Here is a 15,560-nt window from a genome sequence, read left to right on the forward strand (position 1 = left end):
GTGGCCACCACTTGAAGTAGTGTATCATCCATCTTAGAGTGTTTAACTGCATTTTATACATCAGTCTGCGGGCAAATCATGCTACTTTTAGATTAGAGTGTATTTGATACAGCAGGAAAAGCAGAAATGGCCCAAAAACACTTATTTTCTAACTTTCTAATGCACTAAATACATCAAAAAGTCGTTTTGACCCAGCACTGGACAATTCTGCTACACCAAATACATTCTATTGCTCAAAGGCACAAAAGTTATGAGACAAAATCAACGCTGCAGACGGGTTGTGGAATGTTGCCCCTTACAAGTTTGCAGTAGACTGGCATTATGCCCTGCTCCTTTGCTATTCCTAATCCAGCTGAAACTTGGTCACCATCTCCTGCAGCTCCGTCGCCATATGGCTCAGCGATTCGGACGAAGAGGAAATCTCCTCCATCGAACGGTGCTGTTCGGAGACAGCTGCGGATATTGCGGTTAATTCCTGCAGGGAGTTGCGGGAGATCCCAACGATTTCATTCATGGATGCAGAGACCTCTTCTGTGCTGGCAGAAAGCTGCTGAGTGGCAGCAGACACCTCGTTGATCTCATGCGAGACTTCAGTGACGGCGTGGACGATGGTGCCGAATACTTCTCTGACACGTCTGATCTGCGCTACGCTTTTATGTACTTCTTCTATCTCTTCCGATATTGATGTAGAGGTCATTGCGGCTGAATCCTGGATCTCCGACAGAATTCCCGCTATCGTGCCGGTAGCGTTCGTGGTCTGTTCAGCCAGCTTCTTTACTTCTCCCGCAACGACAGCAAAACCTCGTCCATGCTCGCCCGCACGTGCAGCTTCTATAGAAGCATTTAGCGACAGCAGATTGGTCTGGGCCGCAATCTCCGAGATATACCGGACGACCTGATTGATCTCAGCCGTTTTGGCTTCCAGGGCATGAATCATGGCTGCCGTACGTTCTACTGCCTGATTGACGCTGGTAATTTGCTGTACCGCCCCCTGCACGGCTTGATCTCCATATGTAACTTGCTCATTTACGTGCTGAGACCGTTCATTGACAATACCGGAGGATTCGGCAATCTTCTGAATCCCTATGGCCATTTCTTCCATGGCGTAAGCCGATTGCTCCGATCCCTCGTATTGCTCCTGAGCCCCTTTGGTAATACGTTCTACCGATTGAGCCGTATGCTGTGAAGCACTCACCGAGTTGACCGCTATAGCCGTCAATTGTTCGGAAGAGGCGGCTGTATGCTGAACAGCTTCGTCCAATTTCCGAAGCGTAAGTGTGAATGAATCCAGCATGACATTGATATGATGCTTCAACTGCTGTATCTCGTCCTTGCCTTTTACAGGCAACCGGCCGGTGAGATCACCCTTCGCTGCTCTTTTCATAAGATGGGTGACGGCATAAATAGGCCGCAGGATAAAGCCGGAAGCCACCGTGGATAATACGGCCACTAGCAGTGCACAGATGAGGATTACGTAGTACCCTACTTTTTTGGAATGATCCACACCACTCATCAGATCGGCTTCATTCCCCGAAACAACGACACGCCAACCTGTCAATCCCACCTCGGCAAAGGAAGATATCTTGGCTACTCCCGCCTTATCCCTATAGGTGGTATTGCCCTGCTTCAGCTTCAATACTTCACCCGCAAAAATGCCGGCTGTTTCTTCATTCACATAGTCCTTGAGCTCTTTTCCGACCAGCTGTTCCGAGGTATGGGCAAGATACTTGCCGTCTTTGGAGAGCAGAAATGCCGAGCTGGATTCACTCATCTTGTTCTTATTCAATTCCTCCAAAATATTACCCGGACTGACTACCCCCTGCAGAATTCCCCGAAATTCATTGCTGTCCCCCAGAATTGGAATATCGATAATAATGATGTTTTCTTTCGTCTGAAGATCCTGGATCACATCGGAGATGCCGACGGTCTTCTCTTGTTGAGCCCTTTTGAAATTATCCAGTGCCGAAATATCAAATGTACCCGAAGACTCATTGATCAATTGACCGGATTCGGAGGAATAGGCAAAGGAAGTGACATCCGGACTCATCGCCTTCATCATCTTCAAATAGCCCACAATCTTGTCGCTATCCCCTTGGAGCAGATCCGCCCGGTAGCTGTCCACCATGCTCTCCAAGGATTTGACTTTGGCTTCGAGCAACCCGTTCAGACCCTCCGCATTCACAGAAGCTATAATCAACTGCTGTTCTTTGAGCTCCTTTTCCACAATGCCGGAGAACAACCGGGTCGTTATTCCGGCCACCAACACCACGGGAATTACCGTGAGCAATAACAGAAACACCATAAACTTAAACTTTAATGACTCTGAACCTTTTTTGAATTTCCCTATCCATGATTTCATGAACTCTCCCTACACTCCTCTTGTGTTTTTTTTAATCGTTGTTGTCGGCTTGGAATGTAAATGTAATTCATTCATTTCCTTTCACCACACTTATATATCGGTGCTTATGTCATATTGCAGTAGCGTTTCCACCAGAATTTCCACAAGCCCGCTCCGGCATAAAATAAAGACGCTCCAGGCAGCGTACCTGAGCACCTGTAGTGTGTATAGGGATGGCGGGAGGCTGGCTATTTTGGGTTTTTAGCTGGTTCACTCTTTCGCGGAGAAGTGTTTGAATGCATTTAATACAACTTTCCAATGTACCATATACATCAGAATGCAGATTTGAGCCAAAAAAAGACGGTTCTAATGCACAAAATACATTATCTTGCTCAAACCTTCATAATTTTTACCTCTACTATGTCTGACGAGGAGCCTGTCAATTCTACTTGCTTTCGTTGCTCCCCGCTTAGACTCACACAACCTTGAACAAATAATCCCCCTATGTTATGTTGTTGGAAATATTTCCAGGAGTTGATCCTATGAGCACTGATTCTATATCCCCGATTATGATGTCCATACCTGAGCGCTTTGAGAGTAAACGACTGCTGATTCGTGCTCCGTTATGGGGAGATGGTGCGGCTGTGAACCAGGCTGTTACCGAAAGTATTGAAGAACTGCGTCCGTGGATGCCATGGGCGAAGAGCCTCCCTACCCTTGAAGAATCCGAAGCCAGCATCAGAAGATCCCGGCTGCAATTCCTGGAACGTACGGATTTACGGCTGCTGCTGTTCCAAAAAGAAACGGGCGAATTAGTGGGCGGCAGCGGCCTGCACCGGTTCGACTGGCAGGCGCGAACATTCGAAATCGGCTATTGGGTGCGAACCTCCTGCAGCAGACAAGGATATATTACAGAAGCAGTAAAAGCGATTACGAAGTATGCTATTCATGAGCTGGCGGCTAATCGGGTGGAGATTCGATGCGATGCACGAAATCTGCAAAGTGCGGCGGTGGCTGAGCGTTCCGGCTTTCTATTAGAAGGAATTCTGCGTAACGATACCCGCGGCATAGATGGTTCATTAAGGGACACCAGGGTCTACTCCAAGGTACGGGGTGTCGAGTTCTAATCCTCCACCTAAGGAAATATTTTCTCTGTTTATCGTAATATAATAAATATATCCAAAAACTAAAGAGGTGTGTTCATGAGAGAGCAGTATCCCGCTAGACTTGAATTGTTTGCTGCGAACGCGCAGAAGACCAAGAAGACTTTTATCTGGCAAAATGCAATGATCAACCGCTTGGCAGCCTTGCTCTATGCGGTGGAGGATAAAATTGTGGACGACGAGGCCATTCGCGAGAGTTATGAGATGATCAAGGACAATACCAAACGTTTCTCCGCCTTCCGGGGGAATTCGGCCATCAGCATTGCGGCCTTGCTCTCACTGTCTCCTGACAAAAAAACGCGGCTGACTGACACCCTTGCCGTCTATGACCTCATGAAGGCGGCCAAGTTCAGAGCTTCCGACTATCTTGTCGTAGCCGCTTATCAAATTGCCGCGAACACGGCATCCAGTCAATATGAGCAGACTGTAGAACGAGCCAAGGTTTTTTACGATGGCATGAAAGCCAATCACCGTTTTCTTACGGGACAGGACGACTATATCTTCGCCGCTATGCTTGGCCTTTCGGATCTGGATATGGAACGCGGTTTGTCACGTATGGAGCAGCTTTATGCCGAGCTGAAGCCCGAGTTTCCATCAGGCAACAGTGTGCAAGCCCTGACCCAGGTGCTGGTGCTCGGAGAAGAAACCTCCGGGACGTCGGCAAATGTGCTGGCATTACGCGATGCTTTTCGGACACGGGACATCCGGCTGGACAAACAATATACCCTCTCTTCACTTGGCGTGCTCTCCTTGCTCCCTTGCGGTCAAGAGACCCTCGTCGATGAGGTCTCCGAGACCTACGAATATTTACGTACACAAAAAGGCTTCGGCAATTGGTCCATTACCAAGCAGGAATTGCTGCTCCTATCGGCTGCACTGGTGGCCTTCTGGCATGTGGAGGAGATCCGCAGCGGCATATTAACCACAACAGTCTCTACCAGCATTACCAACATTGTCATCGCACAGCAGACAGCTATTGCTGTGGCTGCGGCTTCGTCCGCTGCGGCGGCTTCTTCATCCAGTTAGGGTTGTTTTGGGATTATACTTTTTCCAGCACCTGTGGAGGGAAGCCGGGGCCAACGATTAACCGGATCAATTCCGCTATATTAGACAGATTTATTAAGGAGTACATGGCTTATAGCCAAGGTGCTGCTACCTTCGCATGGCAGGGTGGCGAACCCTTGTTAGCCGGCTATGACTTTTTCGAAGAGGTTGTCCATCTTCAGGCCCTGTATGCCCCGCCTCATACGGTTATTAGCAACTCCTTACAGACGAATGGGACATTAATCAATGACAGATGGGCAGCGTTCTTTAAGACCTATCAATTTCTCATCGGCATAAGTTTGGACGGTCCGCAGGAAATCCATGATTCCCTCCGGGTGTACTCTTCTGGCCAGGGCAGCTTTGAGCGCGTGATGGGCGGCATCGAGCATCTCAGACGGCATCAGGTCGATTTTAATATTTTAACTGTCATCCATAAAGGCAATGTGGGTAAGGCCAAGGAGCTTATGGCATTCTGCCGGGAGAATCATTTCGCTTATGTCCAGTTCATCCCTTGTATGGATTTCCGGTCCCAGCAGGTTGACCAGCCAGGGGTTTATGAGATTACCCCTCAGGAATATGGAGACTTTCTCTGTGAAGCTTTCGATGAATGGTACCAAGATGGCAACCCTAACACTTCCGTAGGGTTCTTTGACAACATGCTTAGTGTCTATCTGAACCGGGAAGCGGAGTTATGCATTCATCAAGCCCATTGTCCAACTACCCTGGTCCTTGAGCAGAACGGTGATGCTTATCCCTGCGATTTCTTCATCAATGATAAGTGGAAGGTTGGCAATGTAGGTACGGATTCGATTGATAGTCTACTGGCGCACCCGAACTATGAGCGGTTCCGCCAGATGAAACCTTCACTCTCCGTGAAATGCCAATCCTGTGAATGGCAACAATTATGTTCCGGGGGCTGCCCCCGGAACCGTACGTGGAACCCTGAAAGGAACGAGGGGGATCAAGACTACTTCTGTCAGAGCTATACGCAGATTTATACCTATGCATATGAGAGAATGCAGGCACTGGGTCACCAGCTTCGCAAAAGCTTGTTCTCTCACAATATGCAGCGTTATTTGAACGGCAAAACACCGGGGCGAAACGAACCTTGTGCTTGCGGCAGCGGGAAAAAGTACAAAGCGTGCTGCGCTTCACTAGGACATTAACTAAAAGGACACTTATCCTTGAAGCAGCTGCAGCCTATGTGGAGCGCCACAAAAAGAAATAGACCGCCCCGGTCAAAGGTAGCGGCCTATTTCGTTGCATAATCCTTTAAAGCCTCCGCCTTTAAAAGCGGCTATTGCAAACAGGGAGTCGTGTTGACGCACGGCTCTCTTTGCAATGTACCCTCAATATACCACAAATCGCCTTAGGGTCTGCTGCCTGACCCGCCATCCATCCCCTGGCTGCCGTTTCTTCCCGTCGTACCGCTGCCGCCATTCCTCCCGGGACCGCCACCGTTTACGCCCCGGCCTCCGTTTGTGTCAAAGCCGCCGTTCATCCCTGGTCCCCCATTCGTCCGTGAACCGGAGTCCGTATTCGTTATGGTCTGAGCGGTAATGGCCTCGCAAGAGGCGAGTACTATGGCACAACTCAGCACTACCAGAATCACAGAGATGTAGTTACCTTTGGTCCGTTTCCGCATCTGTCCGATACTCCCTTCTTAGTACCATAACATCATAAACATCCTTGAATCCCATGTACGACAACACGATCAATAGCGGATATACAGGGTAGATATACCGGGACTTAATCTCCCATAACAGATAGAATCCGATGAACCCGAGAACCACTAGAATCAAGGAGGTTTCTTCGAACCTTTTGGCTCTGATGCCACTAATCAGTCTAACCAGAAGGAAGCCATACATCAGAATATTCATGACATACAACACCCGGAGCAGCCCGCTTCTATACTTGGAATCTGCTTTAAGCCAATCCGTAGCCCATGTAGTATAGCTATAACGATCCATTATAAAACCCATTCCCCCCCCTGAATCGGAAGAACTATCATTTCCAATGCCGTACCTTTCCACCTGATAGGTTCCTTCTGTCCAGGTCCATACCAGCTTGTTATAATACATTTTCACCAATTCGCCTGCGGTCGCCTCGGAAAGCTTGTTGCTGATGGACTCTTTGAATAACTCCACACTTTCTGCCTGATTATAATTCGCCTCTCTCTGGTAGATATTGTAGCTCTCCCGATTGTCCCAGAACCCAAACGTCTCCAGATTGATCCCCATATTCAGCCACATGTAGACAGGTGCAGCATTGTCGTTCACCGGTTCATCCACGACCTGTGTAGCCTGCAGCACAGCATTTTGGGTCCAGCCCGGAACATTGAACAGCACGGCCATTAGGCACAAAGAGAGCAGAAGTTTCCTCACACCTAGGGTCCTCATATTGAACACCAGGCTAAGCATAATAGCGATCAGAAAGATAACGCCGATGCTCCTGAAATAATTGCCGATTGAGAGCAGAATTGCAGCAAACAGGATATCCTGCAGCGATCTGGTTCGAATGAACCTGATGGCACAATATAAAGCGCTGGTCAGAAAAGCGGTAGCAATCACATCATTATAAATAAAATTGCTCATAAACAAAGAAGGAATATACGTGGCAGCAAACACCAAAACACCATAATCCTGCTCTGTGGACTTGGCGTTAATCTCTTTATAGAGCAGGTAGACCATTAACGTCGTAACCAGTGAAAATAGAATATTAAACCCTTTGATGACCAGATAATTATCCGGAAACACATCCAACAACGTTTTTAAGTACAACACGATCGAGAAATTAAACGGAAACATATGAAGATATCCACCGGTTTGAAAGGAGGAATAATCCTGCTGATACAGCATATTCCTAGCCAGGGTCAGCACCGTTTCGGAATCATCTGTAGGGAGCCGCGGGAACAGGAACAGGATCGCAATCTGAATCGCAGCGGACAATAGCAGCGTGGCCGGAATGACTATTTTCCGACTGTATTTATTCAGCTTCAGGCACATTTTATACAGCAAGGCGCCCAGTGCTAGAACCACCCCGAGGATCACCAGAAAAAGACCCAGCTGCTGCTTCTCCAGAACCGGTATATCCCCGGATTTGAAGTAATTATACTCCGCTCGAATAAAGAAGGAGGAAGCGATAAACAGACCTATACAAAAAGCAAGCATGACATACAATATTCGCTGAGCTGCCTTTACCATTGAAATCCTCCCTTATGGCAATGTTATAGCAGCATTATAAGGAGCTAAACTGAAAATTTCATGAAAGCTTCTGCCGGCAAGTCAGGTTATACCAAACTCTAGGTATTGGCTTGCCTTCCTGGATACCATGAAGCATTCCATGCTTCGGGCTATTTATGTTTAATGATAGGCAAAGGGGACGTGATCTTCACGCCCCCTTCGTCTTCTATATAACTATTACCTATTGTAAGGGGATCGAATAGAACATTCGATAGCCATTATGGTTGGCGTACCACACGATTTGGTCACCCTTAATGATGGGGGAACACTCCGATAAAACAAAATGTTCAAGCGTCTGGATCTCCCCCGCTGCTTGTCCATTTCCATCCACAAAAACATATTTCAGCTTGCCCGGGTGATTCTCCTTATCGAATTCCTGCCACAACACCGCCAGCTTGTTGTCCGAGATCTTCACTAATTTGGGGATAGAGGCGATAAGATCGCTCCCCACATATTTGGCCAAAGTGATGTGCTTCACAGCAGCCGCATTCAAATCGTTCTTCGGCAATACACTAAGGATGATATCGCGCTGGTCTGTTTTCAGTCCAGTCATTTCAAAAGAGGTATATTCAGTCACTTTCGAGTGGTCAATGCTATTCATGGCTACCATATAGTTACCTGCAGACATTTCAAAGCCGCCGATAGAAACGCCCGTGCTGTTCGCGCCAATGGCACCCGGAATGGTAAACAAATCGATTTCGTTATAGCTGGCGCCATCCCCTTTATGCAATACAATCGAACGGGGATAGGCATCCCCATGATCCACGAGGACTTGAGTGCCGCCATCAAATAACACATATTGGTCGAAGGAATGGCTGACATGGTTTTTTTGAAATCTGCCCATATCATTGGTGACCTGCATCGTCGAGGTATTCACCATAATCGTAAGCTGGGATTGGTGATTCAGACCGTCGGGTGTCAGGTATCTTTCCCGTGAGGTATGGAACACAAGCGTATCCCCATACTCCGCCATTCTGCCCGAGCCTGCGTCAAAGGGAATAACCGTGTAGCTTTCTCCGCCCTTGACAGAAACACTGTCGACCCTATTGAAGCTTTTATCATAACGGACAATACGAATGACTTCCTTCGCATCATTTTGTTCAGGATTCTCTTGGCCATAAGCCACATAGTTATACTTCTCTCCACTATAAAACCCTCCAAAAAGCGGAAGTTCAAGAGCCAGCTTGTGACTATTCACCAATTCATATTGAGCATTGTACGTTTCGATCGTAAGCTCCTGATTGGCCTCAATGACACTTGTGGTCTGATCCGTATTATGGACCAGGTAAGACGTTACAGGACTTTTCCATCTGGGAAAAGAAGAAGATTCTTTGTTATCTTTGGCCGCAAACGCTGTCTTCACCCGGTACGCATGATCAGGGGTTTTTGAGAACAACGCAATTTGATTGGACGCATTGTCATATTCGATCTCAAACGGAATCTGGCTGCCCAAATCCCTTAATTGCACATAATTGCTGTCGCCAATATTGTATGCTGTAATAAGCAGCGGCTGCCCGTCGATCAGCACTTTTGCAGCGGAACGTGTAGCTATGTATTCTTTACTGCGGCTATAATATGTACTCTCTTCTGTTTCTTCCGGGGTATAGGCTTGCCCTCTGATGATTTCAATGGCGCTTGTTGACGGGTTCCAGGATATATCAAATTGACTGGATGTTCCCGAGAAATTCCTGGCGATATCACGCAGTCTGAAGTAATTGCTGCCGGATATATTGAATCCGTATAAATCCCCTTCGACTCCATTAATAGACACCTTGCTTTCGCTCACCTTTGCCTTTGTAGCCGTGCCGGCAGAAGCAAGGTTGCCCAGTGACGGGATAACCAGTGCCAGGACCAGCAGCATAGTCACAATCTTTTTCATCGTACATTTCCTCCATTAGTTCAAAAGTTTCATAGACCAAGTAACTATACTATAGTATCACTAAATCCTGCATCTAAAATAGGCAAAAAAAAGAGAGGTTCTCCCTCTCTTTTGTGGTTCTTCCAGCAGTCACTTCTCATTCTCCAGCATACTCTTCAGCGGCTGCACTTTACTCTTCAGCCGGGGCCGGGGCGGCAACTGCAGCTCCACTATTCTGCAAATTCTCCTTCACCTCATCCGCCCCTAAGGACTGAACCGTACCATAAGTGAGGCGGAATTTTCGGTATTAACCGCGTCCGGTTATTCTATTGGACCCAATATTGGTTGTCTCTAGGGCTTGCCGGCCTTCGGGACAACCTTATTTTTTGCCCCTACTACCGATTCCGCCAAATAAATTCAATGATACGCCTATATTTTTGTCGGATATCCGACTGTTTTTGTTTTAAACCATGAACTATAATCATAAATACCGATAAGTAAACTTTGAATTACTCATAAACAGCTAGAGAGGAGCACAACGGTGATGGGTCAAGAGGGCATGTCCTCCTATTCAGAAGGAAGCGCAACAGATAACGGCGAAGCCGAGCAACTCGTGTTAGCGAAGCTCTTCGAGGAATTCGGCACTTCACACGATATGAAGAAGAACGCCTTTATCTTCAGGGGTGAGGAGGAGAGTCAGGAGATCTATTTCGTCCGGGACGGGCTGGTAAAGATATCCCAGTTTGCGCAAGAGGGCCAGAGCATCACCTTGTTCCTGCGCCACAAGGGCGAGATGTTCGGCGCGGCCGAGGTGCTGACGGGGCAGAAGAGGCAACGCTATGCGCGATGTATCACGGACAGCCGCATCCTCTCGATTCCGGCTTCCCAATTCACCGGCTTGCTGAAGAGACATCCGGATACCCTTTACGCGCTAACGGTGGTCAACGCCCGCCGTCTTTTGCAGACACAGCGGTACGTGGAGACGCTCATTTCGCGGCCGGTTGCCTGGAGGCTGGCTCAGCTATTAATGCAGCTCGGAGTTCGTGTGGGGAAGGAGACTGTTGTCACGCTTCCGCTTAGCCATGAGGAGATCTCCTATGTCATCGGCTGCAGCAGGCAGACGGTTACGGAGACGTTGGGCCGGTGGCGGGACGAAGGCAGCATTCTCTATGAGAAGAAGATGGTTGTCATTCTCGATACCGACGAGTTCCAACAGCACTTGTAACGATATGGAAGGATATAGGGGGGCGGAGTATGATTCGAGTAGAAGGAGTCGGCAAGACGTTCGCGCAACGGGGCGGAGCGGGCTACACCGCGCTGGAAGACATCGCCTTCGAGATAGGTAAGGGAGAGTTCGTTTCCATCCTCGGCCCTTCCGGCTGCGGCAAGTCCACACTGCTTAATTTGGTGGCGGGGCTGGAGCGGGCGGATCGCGGGCGCGTCGAAGCGAACGGCAAGGAAGTCACGGCCCCGGGGCCCGACCGGATCGTTGTGTTCCAGGACCATGCGTTGTACCCTTGGCTCACCGTGCTGGAAAACGTCGCTTTCGGTCTCAAGCAAAAGGGAATCAAAAAGAAGGAACGCCGCGAGCGGTCCATGGAGCAGATCCGGGCAGTCCATCTGGGCAAGTTCGCGGACCGCTATCCCCATGAGCTGTCGGGCGGGATGAAGCAGCGGGTAGCCATCGCGCGGGCGCTCGTCATGGACCCGGAAATTCTGCTCATGGATGAGCCGTTCGCTGCGCTGGATGAACAGACGAGGCTTCTGCTGCACAAAGAATTGGAGCAGATATGGCTGAACACCCGAAAGACCATTCTGTTTATCACGCATAACATCCGGGAGGCGGTCACATTGTCGGAAAGGGTGCTCGTTATGTCCACTCGGCCGGGACGGATCAAGAAGGAGTTCCACGTACGGGCGGCCCGGCCGCGGGAGCCCGGCGATTCCGTTCTGCACCATATCGAGAGTCAGATCATGGATACGTTGGCCGCTGAACTAGAGAAGGTGGCGAAGGAGGAATACGGCAATGACTAAACTCTGGAGAAAAACCATCTTTCTCATTCTGCTGCTAGTAATCTGGGAGACGGCATATAGGACGATGCATTGGGGCTGGCGTTTCCCATCGGCGCTGCAGACGATGCAGACGTTCTACGACGGGATCGCGAATGGGCAACTGCTCGAAGCGACGTTTAGCAGCTTGAGGCGAATCCTAATCGCGTTCGTCCTCTCGTGCGTCATCGGCATGACACTCGGCGTCCTGTTCGCCCGGAGCCGGCTGCTGGACGAGACGTTCGGCTTTGTCATCGTCGCTCTGCAAACGGTGCCGAGCATCGCTTGGCTACCGTTCGCCATCATCTGGTTCGGGCTGAACGACTTCGCCGTTGTGTTCATCACTACAATCGGGGCGACATGGACGATGACGATTGCGAGCCGGAGCGGGATTAGGAACATTCCTTCGATCTATCTGAAGTCGGCGCAGATGTTCGGAACGGGCCGCAGGTTCCGGCTCTTCTACCAAGTGATGGTCCCCGCCGCCATCCCTCAGCTTATTACGGGTATGCGCATGGCCTGGGCGTTCGCCTGGCGGGCGCTCGTCTCCGGCGAGCTCATCGCGCGCGGCATCGGGCTAGGGCAACTGCTGGAGGAGGGGCGGAGCCTCGGCGACACCTCCCTCATGCTCTGCATCGTGCTCGTAATCGCGATTCTCGGTACAATCTCCGACCACCTCGTCTTCAAACGTATAGAGGAACGGATCTGGACCCAATACGGTCTGCATGCTGCCAAAACGTAAGCTTAATTAGAAAGAGGGGAATGCACCATGTGGAAAAAAGCGGGTTATTCGAGTCTTGCAATCGTCTTATTTCTTACGCTGCTGTCCGGCTGCGGCTCCTCTGGTTCAGGGAGCAACGGGAGCTTCAAGTCTGCCGACCCAATTACGGTGAAGATCGGCTTGCTCAAGAACGTGACCCATGCTCCGGCTTTCGTAGCGATCAAAAAGGGCTACCTCCAAGACCGTCTGGGTGCTAACGTGAAGATCGAAGTTAAGGGCTTCAACAACGGCTCCGACTTCTCGACCGCGATGGCGACAGGCCAGATCGACATCGGCTACGTCGGGCCAAGCCCAGTCATTAACCAATACGTAAGGAGCAAGAACATCAAGATTCTGTCCGGAGCGAACAACGGCGGCGCAGTGCTGGTGGCGAGGAAGGGCTCTGGCGTGACAAGCGTAAAAGATTTGGCGGGCAAGCTGATCGCCATCCCGACCAAGGGGAGCACGAACGAGATCTCTCTCCGTCTGCTGCTTCAGGAGCAGGGCTTAAAGGTGACGACGGACAAGAACGGGGCTCAGCTCATCGCGATGGCTCCGGCGGATACGCTGACAGCCATGAAGCAAGGCCAAATAGACGCGGTGCTACTGCCGGAGCCGTGGGGTACGCAGATCGCGAACGAAGGCATTGGCGATATCATCGTCGAGTGGGATCAGATTCCGCCGAACAGGGGGAATTATCCACTAACGATCATCGTGTCTAACGACGACTTCCTGAAGAATTATCGGAACCTGGCCAAATCCGTTCTTCTCGCCAACGAGGACGCAATCAAGTTCATCAAGGATAGCCCGGACGACACGTATTCTCTTGTCAGCGACGAGTTGAAGGAACTGACGGGTAAGGGCTTGGACGTCGAATTGATCAAGGCCACGCTGTCGCATCTAAGCCTGACGACGAACATCGACCAAGACGCCTTGGAGACAATGGCTCAGGTAGCGGTCGATGCCGGCTACGTCAAGGGAGTTGGAGCAGATGGCTTGGATCTGGCAGGCCTGTACGATCTGTCGCTGCTTAAGGAGACGCAGGAAGGCAAATAAACCGAAGATGAGAGGGACGATAGCGATGTATATCCAACCACAAGAGAATTTGCGGCCAGACTACCACCCGGATCTGACCGTCGTTCTGCTCGGAACGGGTTCTCCCCGTGCCTTTTATGGGCGAGCGAAGCCCGGAGCCGTGGTGCTCGCGGCAGACAAGGCGTTCCTCGTCGATTGCGGAGGCGCTACGGTGGACCAATTGATCAAAGCGGGCATCATGCCTCAGCGGATATCCGATGTCCTGTTCACCCATCACCATTACGATCATAACGGCGGATTCTTCGACGTGTTCATCACGAGCTGGCGCACGCATATTACCGCGGAGCGTGTCTTCGAAGGCCGTTCGGTGCCCATGCAAGTATACGGACCAGAGACGACGAAGGCGATCATCGGCAAAATGCAGGAATCCTTCGAGTTCGATGTCAAACTCCGAATCAGCTATAACCTGTCGGACGAAGTAGGCTCGCGAATCGAATATACGGAATGCAACGAGGGCGTTGTCTATGACAAGGACGGCATCCGGATAACCGCCTTCGAGGTGGACCATCGCCCTGTCTATCCGGCTATCGCTTACAAGTTCGAGTATAACGGCAAGACGGTCGTTATCTCGGGCGATACGATTCCGGTGGCCAACATGGAGAAACACGCGACCGGGGCGGATCTGCTCGTTCACGAAGCGTACAACAAGCCATGGCTTGACGCCCTGATCGCGCAATATCCGAAGCACGAGAAGGCGCTGTCGAACCCCGCGAAGTATCATACGACGACGCTGGAAGCGGCGGACATCGCGCAGCGGGCAGGAGTCAAGCATCTCGTGCTCACGCATCACATTCCCGCGCCTGCGGCGAATACGGCGGCGGAGCAAGCGTATATCGAGGGGATGGCCGGAATTTACGACGGTCCGATCTCGGTCGGTCGCGACTTGATGGTCTTCGTATTAAAGTAGCGGACAGCCGTTTAAAGAAGGGCACCCGGCTGAGTGCCCTTTATTTTTCGCTCTATAGGTGATACTAAGAACCGTACAATAAATTAAAATAGATCATTCCGCTCCCTCGACACGTTGGTAATACGTATCGTACATCTGTGTAAACTCCTCTTTTGACATCATGGCTTCATTTGATCCTTCTGTAGGCTTGTAACGGTCCACCTTACCCTGGATAACCTCCATCCCCACCCTCCTTCCACCTTACCTTCATCTAATGCCCGGTTTGCGAGAGCCATACAAATTGCGCAATTTGTTATGATATGAAACTCACATATGTTAATACGCAGAATGGGCCGAAGCATTAACAATCGGCTATAAAAATCCCCAAGACTATAATAGAATAGAGTTATAATGCCTAACCGGAGGGACTTATGAAAAAACATATTTATGTAGTTGGCGCTGTCATCATCGAAAATGAAAAGATCCTCTGTGCGCAGCGCGGAGCTACTAAAGCATTAGCCTATAAGTGGGAATTCCCTGGCGGGAAGATTGAGGACGGCGAGACACCTCAGGCTGCACTGAAACGTGAGATCAACGAAGAAATGAACTGCACGATCGAGATTGGCGAAGCCATTGAAACTACCGTACACGAATACGATTTTGGTTTTGTCCATTTGTCTACTTACTATTGTCATCTGATCAGCGGTAAACCTACCCTGACTGAACATGTGGCGATCCGTTGGCTGCCCGCACATGAACTGATGTCTCTGGATTGGGCCCCTGCTGACATCCCTGCTGTAGAGAAAATTCAGCGGAATTGACTGGCATTGTCCTCGTTCGCATAGACCAGAGCGACTATTGATGGAATCAGCAAAGAGTTCTCCAAAAAAAGCTGTGGATAAAATTTCTTTTACTTTAAACCATGGAGTCTATGGAGGGAGCAAATGACGCGGGGAAAACTACACTAATGCCTATGATTTGCGGAATTCTAACTCCAGTTCTGCGCATATCCTGATGGACGGAACTCATTGCTGCCTGTACACAAAATGCTGAACCTCAGGTGAATTACCTCAAAAAGAAACAGACCGCCCCGGTCAAAGGTAGCGGTCATATTCCACTATACCA

General features: G+C 49.9%; 14 protein-coding genes. 9 read left to right on the forward strand and 5 right to left on the reverse strand.

Annotation, left to right across the window (positions count from 1 at the left end; translation table 11 throughout):
• Positions 1 to 343: 343 nt before the first annotated feature.
• A complete protein-coding gene (locus IEY53_RS19495; RefSeq protein ID WP_189027905.1) occupies positions 344 to 2,359 on the reverse strand; it encodes a methyl-accepting chemotaxis protein in 2,016 nt (671 codons plus the stop codon).
• Positions 2,360 to 2,880: 521 nt separating this feature from the next.
• On the opposite strand from IEY53_RS19495, the gene IEY53_RS19500 reads away from it, so the two are divergent.
• The 3 genes from IEY53_RS19500 (at position 2,881) to IEY53_RS19510 (ending at position 5,711) form a co-directional block, all read left to right on the forward strand.
• Positions 2,881 to 3,465, forward strand: coding sequence for a GNAT family N-acetyltransferase (locus IEY53_RS19500; RefSeq protein WP_189027907.1), 585 nt, complete (start codon positions 2,881 to 2,883; stop codon positions 3,463 to 3,465).
• Between the two features lie 75 nt (positions 3,466 to 3,540).
• Positions 3,541 to 4,527 (forward strand): DUF4003 family protein, encoded by a 987-nt coding sequence (locus IEY53_RS19505; protein WP_189027908.1) that lies wholly within the window; start codon positions 3,541 to 3,543, stop codon positions 4,525 to 4,527.
• Between the two features lie 2 nt (positions 4,528 to 4,529).
• The gene (locus IEY53_RS19510) at positions 4,530 to 5,711 is read left to right on the forward strand and encodes an anaerobic sulfatase maturase (RefSeq protein WP_268240801.1); all 1,182 of its coding nucleotides are present in this window, start codon (positions 4,530 to 4,532) and stop codon (positions 5,709 to 5,711) included.
• 203 nt (positions 5,712 to 5,914) lie between these two features.
• Here IEY53_RS19510 and IEY53_RS19515 read toward each other — a convergent pair whose 3' ends face one another.
• The 3 genes from IEY53_RS19515 to IEY53_RS19525 all read right to left on the reverse strand — a co-directional run bounded on the left by IEY53_RS19515 (position 5,915) and on the right by IEY53_RS19525 (position 9,666).
• Positions 5,915 to 6,190, reverse strand: coding sequence for a hypothetical protein (locus IEY53_RS19515; protein WP_189027910.1), 276 nt, complete (start codon positions 6,188 to 6,190; stop codon positions 5,915 to 5,917).
• Positions 6,168 to 7,748 carry a glycosyltransferase family 39 protein gene (locus IEY53_RS19520; RefSeq protein ID WP_189027912.1) on the reverse strand — a complete coding sequence of 527 codons (1,581 nt, stop codon included), beginning with the start codon at positions 7,746 to 7,748 and terminating at the stop codon, positions 6,168 to 6,170. Before IEY53_RS19520 ends, IEY53_RS19515 begins: the two co-directional genes overlap by 23 nt.
• A gap of 220 nt (positions 7,749 to 7,968) precedes the next feature.
• A complete protein-coding gene (locus IEY53_RS19525; protein WP_189027913.1) occupies positions 7,969 to 9,666 on the reverse strand; it encodes a hypothetical protein in 1,698 nt (565 codons plus the stop codon).
• A gap of 523 nt (positions 9,667 to 10,189) precedes the next feature.
• Here IEY53_RS19525 and IEY53_RS19530 point away from each other — a divergent pair.
• From IEY53_RS19530 to IEY53_RS19550, 5 genes are read left to right on the forward strand one after another with little or no spacing between them, the layout of a single operon-like run.
• Positions 10,190 to 10,870 (forward strand): Crp/Fnr family transcriptional regulator, encoded by a 681-nt coding sequence (locus tag IEY53_RS19530; protein WP_229696244.1) that lies wholly within the window; start codon positions 10,190 to 10,192, stop codon positions 10,868 to 10,870.
• A 29-nt stretch (positions 10,871 to 10,899) separates the two neighbouring features.
• Entirely contained in the window at positions 10,900 to 11,679 is a 780-nt protein-coding gene (locus IEY53_RS19535) for an ABC transporter ATP-binding protein (protein WP_189027915.1), read from the forward strand.
• A complete protein-coding gene (locus IEY53_RS19540) occupies positions 11,672 to 12,436 on the forward strand; it encodes an ABC transporter permease (RefSeq protein ID WP_229696241.1) in 765 nt (254 codons plus the stop codon). The genes IEY53_RS19535 and IEY53_RS19540 overlap by 8 nt, the downstream gene beginning before the upstream one ends.
• A gap of 27 nt (positions 12,437 to 12,463) precedes the next feature.
• Complete coding sequence (locus IEY53_RS19545) at positions 12,464 to 13,510, forward strand: ABC transporter substrate-binding protein (RefSeq protein ID WP_189027916.1); 1,047 nt, start codon at positions 12,464 to 12,466, stop codon at positions 13,508 to 13,510.
• Positions 13,511 to 13,535: 25 nt separating this feature from the next.
• Positions 13,536 to 14,456 (forward strand): MBL fold metallo-hydrolase, encoded by a 921-nt coding sequence (locus IEY53_RS19550; RefSeq protein WP_229696242.1) that lies wholly within the window; start codon positions 13,536 to 13,538, stop codon positions 14,454 to 14,456.
• 93 nt (positions 14,457 to 14,549) lie between these two features.
• Here the strand turns inward: IEY53_RS19550 and IEY53_RS35755 are convergent, their stop codons facing one another.
• Positions 14,550 to 14,678 carry a hypothetical protein gene (locus IEY53_RS35755; protein WP_268240802.1) on the reverse strand — a complete coding sequence of 43 codons (129 nt, stop codon included), beginning with the start codon at positions 14,676 to 14,678 and terminating at the stop codon, positions 14,550 to 14,552.
• A gap of 188 nt (positions 14,679 to 14,866) precedes the next feature.
• On the opposite strand from IEY53_RS35755, the gene IEY53_RS19555 reads away from it, so the two are divergent.
• The gene (locus IEY53_RS19555; RefSeq protein WP_189027919.1) at positions 14,867 to 15,256 is read left to right on the forward strand and encodes a (deoxy)nucleoside triphosphate pyrophosphohydrolase; all 390 of its coding nucleotides are present in this window, start codon (positions 14,867 to 14,869) and stop codon (positions 15,254 to 15,256) included.
• The last annotated feature ends 304 nt before the right edge of the window (positions 15,257 to 15,560 follow it).

It is taken from the genome of Paenibacillus albidus (genome assembly GCF_014644435.1).
Lineage (GTDB): Bacteria > Bacillota > Bacilli > Paenibacillales > Paenibacillaceae > Paenibacillus_AQ > Paenibacillus_AQ albidus.

What these genes read in the sequence shown, in the direction of transcription:
- IEY53_RS19495 (WP_189027905.1), bottom strand. Translation starts at nt 2,359, where the DNA reads ATGAAATCATGGATAGGGAAATTCAAAAAAGGTTCAGAGTCATTAAAG.
- IEY53_RS19500 (WP_189027907.1), top strand. Translation starts at nt 2,881, where the DNA reads ATGAGCACTGATTCTATATCCCCGATTATGATGTCCATACCTGAGCGC.
- IEY53_RS19505 (WP_189027908.1), top strand. Translation starts at nt 3,541, where the DNA reads ATGAGAGAGCAGTATCCCGCTAGACTTGAATTGTTTGCTGCGAACGCG.
- IEY53_RS19515 (WP_189027910.1), bottom strand. Translation starts at nt 6,190, where the DNA reads ATGCGGAAACGGACCAAAGGTAACTACATCTCTGTGATTCTGGTAGTG.
- IEY53_RS19520 (WP_189027912.1), bottom strand. Translation starts at nt 7,748, where the DNA reads ATGGTAAAGGCAGCTCAGCGAATATTGTATGTCATGCTTGCTTTTTGT.
- IEY53_RS19525 (WP_189027913.1), bottom strand. Translation starts at nt 9,666, where the DNA reads ATGAAAAAGATTGTGACTATGCTGCTGGTCCTGGCACTGGTTATCCCG.
- IEY53_RS19530 (WP_229696244.1), top strand. Translation starts at nt 10,190, where the DNA reads ATGGGTCAAGAGGGCATGTCCTCCTATTCAGAAGGAAGCGCAACAGAT.
- IEY53_RS19535 (WP_189027915.1), top strand. Translation starts at nt 10,900, where the DNA reads ATGATTCGAGTAGAAGGAGTCGGCAAGACGTTCGCGCAACGGGGCGGA.
- IEY53_RS19540 (WP_229696241.1), top strand. Translation starts at nt 11,672, where the DNA reads ATGACTAAACTCTGGAGAAAAACCATCTTTCTCATTCTGCTGCTAGTA.
- IEY53_RS19545 (WP_189027916.1), top strand. Translation starts at nt 12,464, where the DNA reads ATGTGGAAAAAAGCGGGTTATTCGAGTCTTGCAATCGTCTTATTTCTT.
- IEY53_RS19550 (WP_229696242.1), top strand. Translation starts at nt 13,536, where the DNA reads ATGTATATCCAACCACAAGAGAATTTGCGGCCAGACTACCACCCGGAT.
- IEY53_RS35755 (WP_268240802.1), bottom strand. Translation starts at nt 14,678, where the DNA reads ATGGAGGTTATCCAGGGTAAGGTGGACCGTTACAAGCCTACAGAAGGA.
- IEY53_RS19555 (WP_189027919.1), top strand. Translation starts at nt 14,867, where the DNA reads ATGAAAAAACATATTTATGTAGTTGGCGCTGTCATCATCGAAAATGAA.